General features: G+C 66.2%; 15 protein-coding genes and 5 pseudogenes. 15 read left to right on the top strand and 5 right to left on the bottom strand.

Annotated features, from left to right (window positions below):
* The first annotated feature begins 67 nt into the window (after nucleotides 1–67).
* Both H0I39_RS05470 and H0I39_RS05465 read left to right on the top strand, forming a co-directional pair.
* Nucleotides 68–379 carry a c-type cytochrome gene (locus tag H0I39_RS05470; RefSeq protein ID WP_180549835.1) on the top strand — a complete coding sequence of 104 codons (312 nt, stop codon included), beginning with the start codon at nucleotides 68–70 and terminating at the stop codon, nucleotides 377–379.
* A gap of 11 nt (nucleotides 380–390) precedes the next feature.
* Complete coding sequence (locus tag H0I39_RS05465) at nucleotides 391–1,674, top strand: NAD(P)/FAD-dependent oxidoreductase (protein WP_180549834.1); 1,284 nt, start codon at nucleotides 391–393, stop codon at nucleotides 1,672–1,674.
* 62 nt (nucleotides 1,675–1,736) lie between these two features.
* Here H0I39_RS05465 and H0I39_RS23710 read toward each other — a convergent pair whose 3' ends face one another.
* A complete protein-coding gene (locus H0I39_RS23710) occupies nucleotides 1,737–1,868 on the bottom strand; it encodes a hypothetical protein (protein ID WP_308645779.1) in 132 nt (43 codons plus the stop codon).
* Here H0I39_RS23710 and H0I39_RS05460 point away from each other — a divergent pair.
* Entirely contained in the window at nucleotides 1,839–2,348 is a 510-nt protein-coding gene (locus H0I39_RS05460; protein WP_308645912.1) for a c-type cytochrome, read from the top strand. The genes H0I39_RS23710 and H0I39_RS05460 overlap by 30 nt on opposite strands.
* Nucleotides 2,349–2,413: 65 nt before the next feature.
* Here H0I39_RS05460 and H0I39_RS23955 read toward each other — a convergent pair whose 3' ends face one another.
* From H0I39_RS23955 to H0I39_RS21705, 3 genes and pseudogenes are all read right to left on the bottom strand, one after another.
* Nucleotides 2,414–2,734: a YeeE/YedE thiosulfate transporter family protein gene (locus tag H0I39_RS23955; protein WP_373368257.1), complete on the bottom strand. Its 321-nt coding sequence runs from the start codon at nucleotides 2,732–2,734 to the stop codon at nucleotides 2,414–2,416.
* Nucleotides 2,735–2,829: 95 nt separating this feature from the next.
* Nucleotides 2,830–3,393, bottom strand: a pseudogene (locus H0I39_RS23950) (YeeE/YedE thiosulfate transporter family protein); the annotation flags it as partial.
* Nucleotides 3,390–3,521 carry a hypothetical protein gene (locus H0I39_RS21705; RefSeq protein WP_257645640.1) on the bottom strand — a complete coding sequence of 44 codons (132 nt, stop codon included), beginning with the start codon at nucleotides 3,519–3,521 and terminating at the stop codon, nucleotides 3,390–3,392. The pseudogene H0I39_RS23950 and the gene H0I39_RS21705, both read right to left, overlap by 4 nt.
* Before the next feature lie 44 nt (nucleotides 3,522–3,565).
* Here H0I39_RS21705 and H0I39_RS05450 point away from each other — a divergent pair, with 44 nt between their 5' ends.
* The 10 genes and pseudogenes from H0I39_RS05450 to soxB all read left to right on the top strand — a co-directional run bounded on the left by H0I39_RS05450 (nucleotide 3,566) and on the right by soxB (nucleotide 12,694).
* Complete coding sequence (locus H0I39_RS05450) at nucleotides 3,566–4,546, top strand: MBL fold metallo-hydrolase (RefSeq protein ID WP_373368256.1); 981 nt, start codon at nucleotides 3,566–3,568, stop codon at nucleotides 4,544–4,546.
* Nucleotides 4,547–4,548: 2 nt separating this feature from the next.
* On the top strand, nucleotides 4,549–5,007 hold the full coding sequence (locus H0I39_RS05445) for a thioredoxin domain-containing protein (RefSeq protein WP_257645639.1): 459 nt from the start codon (nucleotides 4,549–4,551) through the stop codon (nucleotides 5,005–5,007).
* Nucleotides 5,008–5,292: 285 nt separating this feature from the next.
* Entirely contained in the window at nucleotides 5,293–5,628 is a 336-nt protein-coding gene (locus H0I39_RS05440) for a hypothetical protein (RefSeq protein ID WP_257645638.1), read from the top strand.
* A 114-nt stretch (nucleotides 5,629–5,742) separates the two neighbouring features.
* Nucleotides 5,743–7,119, top strand: coding sequence for a sulfite dehydrogenase (gene soxC / locus H0I39_RS05435; protein WP_180549833.1), 1,377 nt, complete (start codon nucleotides 5,743–5,745; stop codon nucleotides 7,117–7,119).
* Nucleotides 7,103–8,170 (top strand): c-type cytochrome, encoded by a 1,068-nt coding sequence (locus H0I39_RS05430; protein WP_180549832.1) that lies wholly within the window; start codon nucleotides 7,103–7,105, stop codon nucleotides 8,168–8,170. The genes soxC and H0I39_RS05430 overlap by 17 nt, the downstream gene beginning before the upstream one ends.
* A gap of 92 nt (nucleotides 8,171–8,262) precedes the next feature.
* A pseudogene (gene soxY / locus H0I39_RS05425) lies at nucleotides 8,263–8,720 on the top strand (thiosulfate oxidation carrier protein SoxY).
* Nucleotides 8,721–8,864: 144 nt separating this feature from the next.
* Nucleotides 8,865–9,176, top strand: a complete 312-nt coding sequence (gene soxZ, locus H0I39_RS05420; RefSeq protein WP_180549831.1) for a thiosulfate oxidation carrier complex protein SoxZ — start codon at nucleotides 8,865–8,867, stop codon at nucleotides 9,174–9,176.
* A gap of 199 nt (nucleotides 9,177–9,375) precedes the next feature.
* Nucleotides 9,376–10,068, top strand: a pseudogene (gene soxA / locus H0I39_RS05415) (sulfur oxidation c-type cytochrome SoxA); the annotation flags it as partial.
* 196 nt (nucleotides 10,069–10,264) lie between these two features.
* Nucleotides 10,265–10,897: a sulfur oxidation c-type cytochrome SoxX gene (gene soxX / locus H0I39_RS05410; RefSeq protein ID WP_180551693.1), complete on the top strand. Its 633-nt coding sequence runs from the start codon at nucleotides 10,265–10,267 to the stop codon at nucleotides 10,895–10,897.
* A gap of 63 nt (nucleotides 10,898–10,960) precedes the next feature.
* On the top strand, nucleotides 10,961–12,694 hold the full coding sequence (gene soxB, locus H0I39_RS05405; protein ID WP_180549829.1) for a thiosulfohydrolase SoxB: 1,734 nt from the start codon (nucleotides 10,961–10,963) through the stop codon (nucleotides 12,692–12,694).
* Between the two features lie 406 nt (nucleotides 12,695–13,100).
* Here soxB and H0I39_RS05395 read toward each other — a convergent pair.
* A pseudogene (locus tag H0I39_RS05395) lies at nucleotides 13,101–14,131 on the bottom strand (integron integrase).
* A gap of 138 nt (nucleotides 14,132–14,269) precedes the next feature.
* On the opposite strand from H0I39_RS05395, the pseudogene H0I39_RS05390 reads away from it, so the two are divergent.
* Both H0I39_RS05390 and H0I39_RS05385 read left to right on the top strand, forming a co-directional pair.
* Nucleotides 14,270–14,567: pseudogene (locus H0I39_RS05390) on the top strand (DUF1010 domain-containing protein).
* Between the two features lie 69 nt (nucleotides 14,568–14,636).
* Nucleotides 14,637–15,068 (top strand): pyridoxamine 5'-phosphate oxidase family protein, encoded by a 432-nt coding sequence (locus tag H0I39_RS05385; protein ID WP_180549827.1) that lies wholly within the window; start codon nucleotides 14,637–14,639, stop codon nucleotides 15,066–15,068.
* Nucleotides 15,069–15,091: the final 23 nt, after the last annotated feature.

Below are 15,091 nucleotides of genomic sequence, written 5' to 3'. Positions count from 1 at the left end.
TATAAGCGGCGGCGAATCTTGCGCCCGCTCGCACCCACACCACCCATTTCCCAGGAGGAGCGCATCCATGAAACCTTTCGTGTTTTCGGGCCTGGCCGCCGCGGCCCTGTGCCTGGCGGCCGGCAGCGCGCAGGCGCAGGTCGATCCCCTGCAGGTGCGCAGCTGGGCCGCCAGCTGCGCCGCCTGCCACGGCACCAACGGCCACGCGCAGACCGGCAACGAGGTGCTGGCGGGCGCCAACAAGGACGAAATGATGAAGAAGCTGATGGACTTCAAGAGCGGCGCCAAGCCCGCGACCATCATGCACCAGCTCAGCAAGGGCTACACCGACGAGCAACTGGCCGCCATCAGCGCCTGGTTCGCGGCGCAGAAGAAGTGAGGAGGCACACCATGGATCGTCGTCAATTCATTCAGGCGGGTTCCGCCGCCTCGGCCGCATCGGTGCTGGGCCTTTCCGCCGGCTGTGCCTCCACCAGCAGTGGTGCGGGCGGCCATGTCGTGGTCGTCGGCGGCGGCTATGGCGGTGCCACCGCCGCCAAGTACATCCGCATGTGGTCGGATGGCAAGGTCAACGTCACGCTGGTCGAACCGGGCGATGCCTTCGTTTCCTGCCCCATCTCCAACCTGGTGCTGGGCGGCAGCAAGCAGATGGCCGACATCACCACGCCCTACGACAACCTGGCCAGGCGCCATGGCGTGAAGATCGTCAAGGACCGCGCCGTCGCCATCGACGCCGACAAGCGCCAGGTGCGCCTGGCCGGCGGCACCACGCTGAGCTACGACCGCCTGGTGCTGTCGCCCGGCATCGACTTCATGCCCGATGCGCTGCCCGGCCTGAAGAAGCCCGGCGCGCAGGACAGGGTGCTGCACTCCTGGAAGGCCGGCGCGCAGACCGTGGCGCTGCGCCAGCAGCTCGAGGCCATGCCCGACGGCGGCGTGTACGCGCTGGCCATTCCGCTGGCACCCTACCGCTGCCCGCCCGGCCCGTACGAGCGCGCCTGCCAGGTGGCGTATTACTTCAGCAAGGCCAAGCCCAAGTCCAAGGTGCTGATCCTCGACGCCAACGACGACGTGACCTCCAAGGGCGCACTGTTCAAGAAAGCCTGGGCCGACCGCTACAAGGGCATCATCGACTACCGGCCCAAGCACGCGCTGACCGACGTCGATGCCGCCACCGGCACGCTCAAGTTCGAGTTCAACGACGACATCAAGGCCCAGGTGCTGAACGTGGTGCCGCCGCAGCGCGCGGGCGACATCGCCCACAACGCCGGCCTGACCACCGCCAACAAGCGCTGGTGCGAGGTCGACTGGCTGACCATGGAATCCAAGGCCGCCAAGAACATCCACATCCTGGGCGATGCGCTGCAGATCGCACCCGGCATGCCCAAGTCGGGCCACATGGCCAACCAGCACGGCAAGGTGGCGGCGGCCGCCATCGTGGCGCTGCTGGCCGGCCGCGCGCCCAACGCGCTGCCGATCTACAACAACACCTGCTACAGCTTCGTGAGCGACACCGACGTGGTGCACGTGGCCAGCGTGCACCGCTACGACGCCGAGAAGCAGACCATGCTGGCCGTGCCGGGCTCGGGCGGCGTGTCGGTGGCCGCCAGCGAGCTGGAGGGCAAGTACGCCATGGCCTGGGCACGCAACATCTGGGCTGATACCTTGGCCTGATGCCGGGCGGCACTGCAACCGGGGCGCATGGCGCCCCTTTTTGATGAAAGACTTTTCGAGGTTCACTTCATGCGCACACAGCCCTTCGGCCCCGTTCTGGTTCTGGCGGCATTGATGGTGGCGAGCTGGCGCCCGCCCACGCCGACGAGGCGCGCGCCAAGAAGATCATCGGCGGCTCGTGCTTCCTGTGCCACGGCGCCGAGGGCGAATCGGCCAGCGAGGTGTTTCCGCGCCTGGCGGGGCAGAACGCCGAGTACATCGCCAAGCAGCTCGAAAACTTCAAGAGCGGCAAGCGCAAGAGCAGCGCCATGGCCAACATGGTGACCGATCTCTCGCCCGAGGACATGGCGGCGCTGGGCCAGTTCTACGCCAGCCGGCCGGCGCACAAGGAGGCGGCCAAGGACACGCAGCTCGCCGCCGTCGGCCAGTACATCTACCACCAGGGCAACAAGTTCAGCGGCGTGCCCTCGTGCGCCAGCTGCCACGGCCCTGAAGGTGCCGGCAGCAACGCGCTGCCGCGCCTGGCCGGGCAGCACGCGGCGTACCTGGACAACCAGCTCAAGCAGTTCAACAAGCGCGAGCGCAACAACGACAACGCGGTGATGCACACCGTGGTCGAGAAGATGACCGCGCTCGAGATGGCCGCCGTGGCGGAATACCTGACCGGCAAGTAGCTACTGAATCGATAGCTGCCAGCGCTTGCTGGATAAGCGCTGAAGGCCGATTTGACCAGTAATCTTCAAGGGGCCACCGGCACCACCACCGGCGCCTGTTGCGTGGCCGGTTGCGCGGTGTGCACCGGCTCGGCCAGCACGCGGTCCATCAGCCCGGCGCCGGCCCACATGCCCAGCAGCGTGAGCCAGGCGGTGAGGGCGAAGATGGCGCCGCCCGTCATGCCCGCACCCACGGCGCAGCCGCCGGCCAGCATGCTGCCGAAGCCCATGGCCATGGCGCCGACGATGTAGCGCGCCATGCTGTAGCCGTCCTTGAAGCCCTCGACCTTGAACTCGCGCCCCACCAGCGCGCCGATGAACGAGCCCACGAATACGCCCGGCAGCATGCCGGCGTCGAAGCCGAAGGCCGGCGCCGGGCTGCCAGCACGCGCATCAGCCACTCGGCCGAGGGGCCGCTGAAGGTGAGGCCTTGGATCTGCACCGCGTCGAAGCTGGCCTGCGACACCGCGTAGCTGAACCACCAGGCGGCTGCCACGGCCAGGCCGGTGCCCAGGCCGCCGATCCACATCCACAGCCGGTTGCCGCTGCGCACCGAGAAGATGATGGCCACCACCAGCCACAGCAGGCCGAACACCAGGCCGTCGACGTTGCCGGCGCCCACGCGCGCCAGCACGTCGCGTGCGGCGCCGCCGTCCACCGTCCACCAGCCGGAGATTTCGGTGCGCAGCGGCGCCAGGCTGCCCGCCAGCGCGGCCTGCGCGGTGACGGCGAACACCAGCCCCGACAGCAGCGCGCGCAGGTTGCCGTTGGCCGACAGCACCAGCAGCCGGCTGGCGCAGCCGCGCGTCATGATCATGCCGACGCCGAACAGCAGCCCGCCCACCAGCGCCCCCGACAGGCTGCCGCGGTTGGCCAGCTGGCGCGCGCTGCTCACGTCCAGCCAGCCCAGCAGGATCAAGCCCTGCACCAGGATCAGCGCGCTGGAAAACGCCAGCAGCCAGACCGAGAGTTTCTCGCCGAACTTGCCGTGCCAGAACTCGATCACCGCCGCGCGCAGGCAAAGCGCGAGCGCTGCGCGAAGAAGCCGAACAGCACGCCGATGAAGGCGCCGCCCACTGCCAGCACCGAAGCGGTGCCATAGGTTTCCACCCAGCTTGCCAGTTCCGTCACCATGGCCAATAATTAATTCAGCAATAACTTATGAATAGTAAGAGCGGATGATGCAGCCTGTGATTGATCGCCGTCAACTTCTTCAGCGCTGCGCCTGCGTGGCCTTCGGTGGCATGGCGTGGGCGCGCTACTCGGACGCCGGCGCGCAGGCCGCTCCGCCCGAGATGACGGCGCGCGAGGCCGCGCCCGGCTGCTGGTATGTCGAGGGCCTGTCGGCGCTGGGCTCGCCGGCCAATGCCAACTTCATCTCCAACGCGGGCTTCATCGTCACCTCGGCCGGCGTGGTGGTGGTCGACGCGCTGGGCTCGCCCGCGCTGGCCGAGCGCCTGCTGGCCGAGATCAGGAAGGTCACGCCGCAGAAGGTGACGCACGTGATCGTCACGCACTACCACGCCGACCACGTGTACGGCCTGCAGGTGTTCGAGCAGGCCGGCGCCAAGATCATCGCGCACCAGGCCGGGCGCGAATACCTGCACGCCGACACCGCGCGCCTGCGCCTGCAGGCTTCGCGCGACGAGCTGGCGCCGTGGATCGACGACAAGACCCGCCTGGTCGCCGCCACCGAGTGGATCGACAGCCGCCGCGAGCTGGCGCTGGGCGACACGCAACTGGTGCTGCAGCCCGTGGGCCCCGCCCACACGCCCGAAGACCTGGCGGTGTACCTGCCGGGCCGCAAGGTGCTGTACGCGGGCGACCTGGTGTTCCGCAGCCGCATCCCGTTTGTCGGCCAGGCCGACAGCCGCAACTGGATCGTCTCGCTCGACAAGCTGCTGGCCTTCGACACCAGCGTCATCATCCCCGGCCACGGCCCGGTCTCCACCGAGGCGCGCAAGGACATGCAGCTCACGCGCGACTACCTCATCTACCTGCGCAAGACCATGGGCGCCGCCGCGCGCGACATGACGCCCTTCGACGAAGCCTACAAGGCCACCGACTGGAGCCAGTACGAGCACCTGCCGCTGTTCGGCCCCGCCAACCGCATGAACGCCTACAACACCTACCTGCTGATGGAGCACGACCCGGAATGAACGTGAACGCCGACGATCACCTGCGCTGCTCGCGCCGCCGGGGTTTGCAGGCGCTGGGCGCGCTGGTGCTGGGCGCCGGCGCGGGCAGCGTGCAGGCGGCGGGCAAGCTGCCGCTGTCCACCTCGCTGAAGGACGAACTGGCCCGTGCGCTGAAGGCGCGGCAGCCACTGGTCGTCATGGTCAGCCTGCACCGCTGCCCGTGGTGCGACGAGGTGCGCAACAACTACCTGGCGCCGATGCGCGCGCAGGAGGGGCTGCACGTGGTGCAGGTCGACATGCTCAGCCCCGCGGGCACGCGCACCCTGCAGGGCGAGCCCATCACGCACAACTCGCTGGTGAGCGGCTGGGACGTGAAGATCGCGCCGACGGTGCTGTTCCTGGCCCCGGCGGCAAGGAAGTGGCCGAGCGCCTGGTGGGCGGCTCGCCCGACTTCTACGCCGCCTACCTGGACAACCGGCTGACGCAGGCGCGCAAGGCGGTGGCGGCCGGTTGATGGGTTGGGTACATTGAAAACAAGTCTCAGACCGTGTTGTGGAGCGGGCAAGCCCGCTCCCACACAGCGGATGCGGTCCGCGCCCCTCTGAGACTTGGTGATGATCAAGCAAAAAGATAGCTGCCAGCGCTTGATATACAACGATTTCAGATACTTTTGTCTTGAAATTGTTTGCAGACAAGCGCAGGCCACTATAAAAACAGAGTCCGGCCCTGAAGCGGGCTGCCCCGCAAGCTGCACCAAGGAGACCAGCATGAAGCACCTTCCCCGCATCCGCACCCTGGCACTGGCCGCGCTGGCTGGCGTCAGCCTGGGCGCTGCCGCGCAAGGCCCGGCCATCTTCAAGGAGGCCGACCTGAAGCTGGGCGAAAAGCTGATCGCCGAGAACAAGTGCAGCGAGTGCCACGCCAAGAAGTGGGCCGACGCCGGCAACGCCATCTACCGGCCCAAGGGGCGCATCAACACCGCGGGCCTGCTGCGCGGCATGGTCGAGCAGTGCAACACCGAGCTGAACCTGGGCCTGTTCCCCGAAGAGGTGACCTCGGTCGCCGCCGTGCTCAACCGCGACCACTACCGCTTCGCGGATTGACTGCTGCCGTTCTGCCGCGCCGTCAAGTGCTGTCGCCCTCGGGATAACCCCGGCCCGTGGCAGGGTCAATCAGCGTTAATATCAGCGCTTGCGCATATACAAATTTTCAAACCCATGGCAGACGACCAACTTCAACCCGCTCCAGCCAGCCTGGACCGCGGGCGCCTGCGCAAGGCGCCCGAGAGCTTTCTCGACCAGACCGGTGTCCGCACCGTGTTTGCCGAGGGCAAGCGCGGCCGGCGTGACTTCATCCGCGGTGCCTTTGCCGCCGCACTGGCCGGTGGTGCTGCCGCACGCGCCACGGCGCAGACCGCGGCCGCCGACGGCGACCCGGCCATCCTGAACCTGCCGGCGCACAGCACCGGCCTGGGCCAGCCCGTGGTGACCGACGGCTACGGCCTGCCCTCGAAGTTCGAGGGCAACGTGCAGCGCCGCCAGAGCCCCGGCCTGACGCAATCCACCCAGTCGTCGGTGTCGTTCGCGCCGCTGCAGTCGCTGTTCGGCATCGTCACGCCCAGCGGCCTGCACTTCGAGCGCCACCACCAGGGCTGGTGGGACGTCGATCCGGCGCAGCACCGCTTCATGGTCAATGGCATGGTCAAGACGCCCAAGGTGTTCACCATGGACGAACTGATGCGCCTGCCCAGCGTCAGCCGCTTCTACTTCATCGAGTGCGGTGCCAACACCGGCATGGAGTGGGGCAACGTGGCCGTGCCCACCTGCCAGTACACGCACGGCATGCTGTCGTGCAGCGAGTTCACCGGCGTGCCGCTGATCACGCTGCTGGAGCTGGCCGGCGCCGACCTCAAGGGCGGCAAATTCGTGCTGGCCGAAGGCGCCGACGGCTCCAGCATGACGCGCACCATCCCCATGAGTCTGGTCACCAGCGGCCAGGTGCTGGTCGCCTACGGCCAGAACGGCGAGATGCTGCGCCCCGAGAACGGCTACCCGCTGCGCCTGGTGGTGCCGGGCGTGCAGGGCGTGAGCTGGGTGAAATACCTGCGCCGCGTCGAAGTGGGCGACCAGCCCTGGGCGACGAAGGACGAGGCCATCCACTACGTCGACCTGATGCCCGACGGCACGCACCGCCAGTACACCAGCATCCAGGAGTGCAAGAGCGTCATCACCACGCCCTCGGGCGGCCAGGTGCTGCTCGACAAGGGCTTCTACAACATCAGCGGCCTGGCCTGGTCGGGCCGCGGCAAGATCAAGCGCGTCGACGTGTCCGTCGACGGCGGGCGCAGCTGGCGCAATGCGCGGCTCGAGACGCCGGTGCTTGACAAGTGCCTCACGCGCTTCAACCTCGACTGGGTGTGGGACGGCAAGCCCACCATCGTGCAGAGCCGCGCGATGGACGACACCGGCTACGTGCAACCCAACTACAAGCAGCTGCGCGACGTGCGCGGCAACCGCTCCATCTATCACAACAATGCCATCCAGTCGTGGTTGGTGCAGGAAAACGGCGAGGTGAAGAATGTCCAGCTCTCGTAAAGCGCTCGCCACGCTGCTGCTGGCCGCCTTTGCCCTGCCGGCGCTGGCGCAGGACAAGTTCCCCGGCATCGGCCGCGCCGCCACGCCCAAGGAAGTGGCGGCCTGGGACATCGACGTGCGCCCCGACTTCAAGGGCCTGCCGCCCGGCAGCGGCTCGGTCGCCGCCGGCCAGGACATCTGGGAAAGCAAGTGCGCCAGCTGCCACGGCTTCTTCGCCGAATCCAACTCGGTGTTCACCCCGCTGGTGGGCGGCACCACGGCCGAGGACGTGAAGACCGGCCGCGTGGCCAACCTGACGCGCACCGACTACCCCGGCCGCACCAGCCTGATGAAGGTGCCCACCGTCTCGACGCTGTGGGACTACATCAACCGCGCCATGCCCTGGGATCGGCCCAAGTCGCTCAAGCCCGACGAGGTGTACGCCGTCACGGCCTTCCTGCTGAACCTGGCCCATGTGGTGCCCGAGAACTTCACGCTGTCCGACAAGAACATCGCCGAAGTGCAGCAGAAGATGCCCAACCGCAACGGCATGACCACCGCGCACGCCATGTGGCCGGGCAAGGAACTGAACGGCACCGCCAAGCCCGACGTGGTGGGCACCGCCTGCATGACCAATTGCCCCGAGCTGAAGATCTCCTCGCGCCTGCCCGAGCACGCCCGCGACGCCCACGGCAACCTGCGCGAGCAGAACCGCACCGTGGGCCCGCAGCGCGGCTCCGACACCAGCAAGGCCGAGGGCAAGCTGGGCGATGCCGCCGGCCCGGTCAAGGTGGTCGGCCCCGTGGGTGGCGCCGCCAGCCCGAACGCCGCCGCCATTGCGCTGACGCAAAAGCACGCCTGCACCGCCTGTCATAACATCGACGGCAAGCTGGTGGGCCCGAGCTTCGTCGAGATCGCCAAGAAGTACAACGGCAAGACCGACTACCTCGCGGGCAAGATCAAGGCCGGTGGTTCCGGCGTCTGGGGCGAAATCCCCATGCCGCCGCAGACCCTGCCGGACGAGGACACCAAGGCCATGGCCGCCTGGCTGGCGGCCGGCGCCAGCCGGTGACGACCGCACACCCTTCGGGGTGTGCTGGGGATTTTCCCCATGTGCGCTTTCCGCTCAAGCATTAGCATTCACTTATTTACAGGAGAAGTACGATGCAGACACGTCGACAAACCCTCAAGCAGAGCGCCGTGGTGGCGGGTCTGCTGGCCGGCACCGGCCTGTTCCCGCAATACGCGCTGGCCTTCAACAAGGCCGCTTTCGATGCCAAGAGCCTGAACGACGCCCTCAAGGCACTGGGCGCCAGCGGCGCCCCGCGGCTGACGCCGGCGTGACGCTGACCGCGCCCGACATCGCCGAGAACGGCGCCGTCGTGCCGCTGGCCGTGGCCAGCACGCTGCCCAACGTCAAGCAGCTGCTGCTGCTGGTCGAAAAGAACCCCAACGCGCTGGTCGCCGTGTTCAACGTGACGCCCGAGGTGGACGCCAGCTTTGCCACCCGCGCCAAGATGGGCGAGTCTTCCGACGTCTACGCCGTGGCCATCACCGCCGACGGCAAGGCGCACTACGCCAAGAAGGAAGTCAAGGTCACCCTGGGCGGCTGCGGCGGCTAGATGATGCCCCCTGAGTCGCCTGCGGCGCCTTCCCCAGGGGACAACGCCAGTGGCCGGGCCAAGCCCGCTCCACGGCGCTTCCGGGCGGCCTGCTCCGCGGCCTCTTGAACGTTTTTGATCACAGATTGAATTAGGAGAAAAGACATGGCAGATCCGATGCGAATCCGCGCTCAGGCCGCTGGCGACAAGGCCACGGTGCGCGTGCTCATGAGCCACGAGATGGAGTCCGGCCAGCGCAAGGACGCTTCCGGCAAGCTGGTGCCCGCATGGCACATCCAGGACGTCACGGCCAGCCTGAACGGCAAGCCCGTGTTCTCCTGCGAGTGGGGCCCCGCAGTGTCCAAGAACCCCTTCCTGCAGTTCGCCATCAAGGGCGCCAAGGCTGGCGACAAGATCGCCGTGACCTGGAAGGACAACAAGGGCGAATCCCGCACCGACGAAGCCACGGTGTCGTAAGCGCTTCATCTTCGTCCCCACAAGGCGGGCGTGAACAGGCCCCACGCCCGCCTTTCCTTTTTCTGCATCACGAGGAGACAAGCAGGATGCAAATACGAAAGCTCTCTCTGGCGGTCGCCGCACTCGGCCTGATGGCGTCCAGTGGCGCCGTACTGGCGCAGAGAAGACCTCGATCCAGGCGATCGAGGAATACCGCGAGATGCTGCAGGACGGCAACCCGGCCGAGCTGTTCGAGGCCAAGGGCGAAGAGCTGTGGAAGAAACCGCGCGGCCCCAAGAACGCCTCGCTGGAGAAATGCGACCTGGGCAAGGGCCCGGGCGTGGTGAAGGGCGCCTTCGTCGAGCTGCCGCGCCACTTCAAGGACACCAACAAGGTGCAGGATCTGGAGTCGCGCCTGATCACCTGCATGCAGACGCTGCAGGGCATCGACCCCAAGGAAATCATCAAGGGCCAGTGGGGCCGTGGCGAGCGCGCCAACACCACCGCGCTGGCTACCTGGATTGCCGCGCAGTCCAAGGGCATGGCCTTCAACCTGCCGCAGTCGCATGCGCAGGAGCGCACCATGTACGAGGTGGGCAAGCGCCTGTTCTTCCAGCGCGGCGGCCCGCACGACTTTGCCTGCGCCTCGTGCCACGGCGAAGAGGGCAAGCGCATCCGCCTGCAGGATCTGCCGCTGCTGACCAAGGCGCCCGGCGACGGCGTGGGCTTTGCCGCCTGGCCGGCCTACCGCGTGTCCAACGGGCAGATGTGGAGCATGCAGCACCGCCTGAACGACTGCTACCGCCAGCAGCGCTTTCCCGAGCCCGACTTCGCCAGCGACGTGACCGTGGCGCTGGGTGTGTACCTGGGCGTGAACGCCAAGGGCGACAAGTCCGCCGTTCCCACCATCAAAGATGACCCCCTGAGCCGCCTTCGGCGTCTTCCCCCAAGGGGACAACGCCTGTGGCCGGGCCAAGCCCGCTCCACGGCGTTCTGGCGTGGCCTGCTCCGCGGCCATCGGTATTGGTTGAAAGCGCAACGGATCTCTGAAAGGAATATGTCGTCATGAGCAAGAGCAAACACATTCTGGCGCTGGTCGCCGCGGCGGCCTGGTGGCCGGCTGCGCCGGCAGTGGCGGTTCGGCGGGCGGCAGCACGCAGTCGGCAGCCGAACTCGACGCGCTGACGCAGCAGATCGTCAAGCAATCCTTCCACGACAAAGGCATCGTCAAGGTGGCCGACGTGTTCCGCGACGACGAGACCACGCGCCTGTGCAACGCCGCCGACGTGGCCGGCAAGCCGCTGGACGGGGACACCGCCAAGCGCATCGAAGAGCTGAACATGAAGGCCATCAAGTGGCCTTCCGACGGCAAGTTCCTGGGCGACTGGCGCGAGGGCGAGAAGATTGCCCAGAGCGGCCGCGGCATGACCTGGACCGACACGGCCAAGACCGTGAACGGCGGCAACTGCTACAACTGCCACCAGATCACCAAGGAGGAAATCTCCTTCGGCACCATCGGCACCAGCCTGTACAACTTCGGCAAGATTCGCGGCGTGACCGACCCGAACAGCCCCGCTGCGCAGGAAATGGTGAAGTACACCTGGGGCAAGATCTGGAATAGCAAGGCCTACAACGCCTGCTCCAACATGCCGCGCGCCGGCCACATGGGTATCCTCAACGAAGATCAGGTGCGCCACCTGGTGGCCCTGCTGCTCGATCCCAAGTCGCCGGTCAACCAGTAAACCCTGTCCCTTCAGCCCGGCCAGGCCGGGCTTTTTGTCTCACATACATCAGTAAGTGCTGATATGAACCTCACCAAACGCGAATTCCTGCAAGTGCTCAGCGCCGCCAGCGCCGCCGGCATGGGCCTGGGCCACTTTGCCAACGCCAGCGCCCAGACGGCCGCCGAAGGCCTGTACGACATCCCCAAATTCGGCAACGTGTCCTTCCTGCACATCACCGACTGCCACGCGCAGCTCAAGCCCATCTACTTCCGCGAGCCGAGTGTGAACCTGGGCATCGCCGAGATGAACGGCAAGCTGCCGCACTTGGTGGGCGAGCACCTGCTGAAGGCCGCCGGCGTGAAGCTCGGCACCGCCGAGGCGCACGCGCTGACCTACCTCGACTTCGAGCAGGCCGCCCAGCGCTACGGCAAGGTGGGCGGCTTTGCGCACCTGGCCACGCTGGTCAAGCGCATGCGCGCCAGCCGCCCCGGCGCGCTGCTGCTGGACGGCGGCGACACCTGGCAGGGCAGCGGCACCTCGCTGTGGACCAACGGCCAGGACATGGTCGACGCCTGCAAACTGCTGGGCGTCGACGTGATGACCGGCCACTGGGAATTCACCCTGGGCATGGACCGCGTGAAGGAAATCGTCGAGAAGGACTTCGCCGGCAAGGTCGACTTCGTGGCGCAGAACATCAAGACGCTGGACTTCGGCGACCCGGTGTTCAAGCCCTACGTCATCAAGCAGATGAACGGCGTGCCCGTGGCCATCGTCGGCCAGGCCTTCCCCTACACGCCGATTGCCAACCCGCGCTACATGGTGTCCGAGTGGGAGTTCGGCATCCAGGACGAAAACATGCAGAAGGTGGTCGACGAAGCGCGCGCCAAGGGCGCGCAGGTCGTCGTCGTCGTCAGCCACAACGGCATGGACGTGGACCTGAAGATGGCCAGCCGCGTGCGCGGCATCGACGCCATCATGGGCGGCCACACGCACGACGGCATGCCCGTGGCCACAGTGGTCAAGAACGCCGGGGGCCAGACGCTGGTGACCAACGCCGGCAGCAACGGCAAGTTCCTCGGCGTGCTCGACTTCGACGTCAAGAACGGCAAGGTAGCCGACTACCGCTACAAGCTGCTGCCCGTGTTCGCCAACATGCTGCCGGCCGACAAGGACATGGACACGCTGATCACCAAGATCCGCGGCCCCTACGAGGCCAAGCTGGCCGAGCAACTGGCCGTCACCGAAGGCACGCTGTACCGCCGCGGCAACTTCAACGGCACCGGCGACCAGCTCATCGTCGACGCGCTGATGGACGTGCAGGGCGCCGACCTGGCCTTCTCGCCCGGCTTCCGCTGGGGCACCACGCTGCTGCCCGGCCAGCCCATCACGCGCGAATGGCTGCTCGACATGACCGCCACCACCTACAGCTATGCCACCCTGACCGACATGAAGGGCGACATGATCAAGACCGTGCTGGAAGACGTGGCCGACAACCTGTTCAACCCCGACCCGTACTACCAGCAGGGCGGCGACATGGTGCGCGTGGGCGGCCTCACCTATGCGTGCGACCCCACCGCCGGCGCCGGCAAGCGCATCAGCGACATGCGCCTGAAGGGCCAGCTCATCGACGCCGACAAGACCTACAAGGTCGCCGGCTGGGCCCCCGTGGCCGAAGACGCCGCCAAGGCCGGCAACCCCATGGTGTGGGAGCTGGTCGAGAAATGGCTGAAGGCCCGCGGCGGCAAGGTATCGCCGCGCCAGCTCAACCAGCCCAAGCTGACCGGCGGCCTGCCCAACCCGGGCTACGCTGGCTGAAGCGCCTGAACGCTATTCTTTGAATAGCTGACCCCGCAGCGTGCACAAGCGCTGCGGGGTTTTTGTTGGGGCAGAACGTGTCCGGTAGGCTGGCGTTGAGCGCAGCGAAGCCCAGCTTCCGGGCTGGCCCCGCAAGCGGGTCTTCGTTGTCGCGACGTTTTCATATACTCCCTGCATAGGTGGCTGCCAGCGCTCTATTGACGGGCGCTAAAGCCATATACTCCTATATGGATTCGCCTGCATGCGCAGACATGCATCTCCCTTGACACCCGCCAGCGCTGCCAGCCGCCGCACCAACGGCGCTGGCTTGCCCGGGCCACCGGGCTGTCCTGCCATCGCATGCATTCATGCTCAAAACCCTCCATAGCGGCCAAACAGCAAGCGCGAGCAGCTATTGAAACAGTAGCTAAAGCGGCATCTCGTTCAGCTGCTGCACCGTCACCGCAGGCGGCGGCCGGCTGTCCATCAGGGTGTCGAGTGGGCTCGGCACGCCGCCCGCCACCTTCAGCACGTGGGTGTAGACCATCGTCGTGCTCACATCCGCGTGTCCCAGCAGCTCCTGCACCGTGCGGATATCGGCCCCGCGCTGCAGCAGGTGCGTGGCAAAGCTGTGCCGCAGGGTGTGCGGGCTGGCCGGCTTGGTGATGCCCGCCGCACGCATGGCGCGGTTCAACTGGCGCCTGAAGGTGTCGGCATAGCCGTGGTGGCGCCGACGCACGCCGCTGCGCGGGTCGGTGGACAGCACGGCTTGCGGAAACACCCAGAACCATGCCCAGCTCTCCCCGGCGCGCGGGTACTTGGCGGCCAGTGCATGCGGCAGCTCCACCCCGGCACGCCGTCTGCCCGGTCTTGCGCCCACAGCGCGTGCGCCCGCGCCATGTGCAGGCGCAGCGGCTCGCGCAGCGTCACGGGCAACATCACCACCCGGTCCTTGCCGCCCTTGGCCTCGCGCACCACGATGGCGCCGTGGTCAAAATCCACGTCCTTCACGCGCAGCCGCAAGCCCTCCATCACCCGCATGCCGGTGCCGTACAGCAACTGCGCCAGCAGCAGCGGGCTGCCCTCCAGCCCCGCCAGCGTGCGCTGCAATTCGTCGGTGGTCAGCACCACCGGCAAGCGCCGCACCGCCCGTGGCCGGCCCACCTCGGCCATCCACGGCAAATCCATCTTCAGCACTTCGCGATACAAAAACAGCAGCGCCGCCAAGGCTTGCTTGTGAGTGGACGGAGACACCTGTCGGACTTCAGCCAGGTGCGTGAGAAACGCCTCAACCTCTGGCGCCCCCATCTCGCGCGGATGCCGCAACCCATGGAAGCGAACATACGCCCTCACCCAATGCGCATAGGCTTTCTCCGTCGCCAGCGCAAAGTGCCGATAACGCGCCGCCGAACGCAACTGGTCAAGCAACTTCGGCGGAGATGTAGTTAAACTGGTCATTTTTACAGTATAAATGCTTGCGCGCCGGTGCAGCAAGGATGTACGATGGCGTTCAGGCTCCGCTGAAGCGTGTCGGGTTAACCGATATGACGCGGATTCGCTGTATAAATCAAGTTAGTCCCGCAGACACCCCAATTTATGCAGGCCGCTATTCATTCCAGCGCTTCGCCTTTCTCAAAAGTTTCTCCTTTGGGGTTTGGGTGCTGCGCCGGGCTTCGCGCGCATTCGCTGCGTCAGGTTGTAGCCTTTTTGGCCTCTAGCGCTTGCCACTCAAGCGCCAGTAGCTATTATTTTTGCAGCGCTGCGCCGCTTCCGTGGCCCAGCGTTTTTGTGGGTCGCGCCCGTCTTCAAATCCAGGCGCTCCCTTTTGGCCTTCGGGTCTAACTCTGCAGTCAAGCGGACTGGCCTACGGCCAGCCGCTTACTTTGGCCGTTAGACATCACAAATCCAAACATCCGGCCGCCTCATGCTCACCTCTGAAGTCCTGGATTAAACCAGTCGCAGCGTGCTGTGCTGGCTTGCCACCGTCGACGAAACGGGTCAGCCGAACGTCTCCCCGAAGGAGATATTTGCTGCCTTCGACTCTCAGCACATCGTAGTTGCAAACATTGCATCGCCAACGAGTGAACGCAACATCGAAGTCAATTCTCGTGTTTGCATCAGCTTCGTCGATATCTTTGTTCAAAAGGGATTCAAGGTCATCGGTACCGCGCGGAATATAAGAAGATCCGACGCCGATTTCTCTAAGTGGTCTACGCCGCTGGAAGCTATGGCCGGTGCGAAGTTTCCTATTCGCTCCGTCTTCGTCATTCAGGCCGTCTCAGTGGAGCCAATCATTGCCCCGAGTTATCGCCTCTATACCGCCGAAACAACAGAGAAATCGCAGGTAGCGTCTGCTATGCAAACGTATGGCGTTCAGAGGAGCAGCGATGTCTAACCCAGCATGCAAGCGGACCGGAG

Origin of the sequence: Ottowia beijingensis (assembly GCF_013423955.1) — a bacterium.
Classification (GTDB): Bacteria; Pseudomonadota; Gammaproteobacteria; order Burkholderiales; family Burkholderiaceae_C; genus Ottowia; species Ottowia beijingensis.
This window is presented reverse-complemented; position numbering and strand designations above follow the sequence as displayed.

Excerpts from the sequence above, each read along its gene's own strand:
- soxZ (WP_180549831.1), top strand. The coding sequence starts at position 8,865 with ATGGCAGATCCGATGCGAATCCGCGCTCAGGCCGCTGGCGACAAGGCC.
- H0I39_RS21705 (WP_257645640.1), bottom strand. The coding sequence starts at position 3,521 with ATGGTGACGGAACTGGCAAGCTGGGTGGAAACCTATGGCACCGCTTCG.
- soxC (WP_180549833.1), top strand. The coding sequence starts at position 5,743 with ATGGCAGACGACCAACTTCAACCCGCTCCAGCCAGCCTGGACCGCGGG.
- H0I39_RS05465 (WP_180549834.1), top strand. The coding sequence starts at position 391 with ATGGATCGTCGTCAATTCATTCAGGCGGGTTCCGCCGCCTCGGCCGCA.
- H0I39_RS05450 (WP_373368256.1), top strand. The coding sequence starts at position 3,566 with ATGATGCAGCCTGTGATTGATCGCCGTCAACTTCTTCAGCGCTGCGCC.
- H0I39_RS05430 (WP_180549832.1), top strand. The coding sequence starts at position 7,103 with ATGTCCAGCTCTCGTAAAGCGCTCGCCACGCTGCTGCTGGCCGCCTTT.
- soxB (WP_180549829.1), top strand. The coding sequence starts at position 10,961 with ATGAACCTCACCAAACGCGAATTCCTGCAAGTGCTCAGCGCCGCCAGC.
- H0I39_RS05470 (WP_180549835.1), top strand. The coding sequence starts at position 68 with ATGAAACCTTTCGTGTTTTCGGGCCTGGCCGCCGCGGCCCTGTGCCTG.
- H0I39_RS05440 (WP_257645638.1), top strand. The coding sequence starts at position 5,293 with ATGAAGCACCTTCCCCGCATCCGCACCCTGGCACTGGCCGCGCTGGCT.
- H0I39_RS23955 (WP_373368257.1), bottom strand. The coding sequence starts at position 2,734 with ATGCTGCCGGGCGTATTCGTGGGCTCGTTCATCGGCGCGCTGGTGGGG.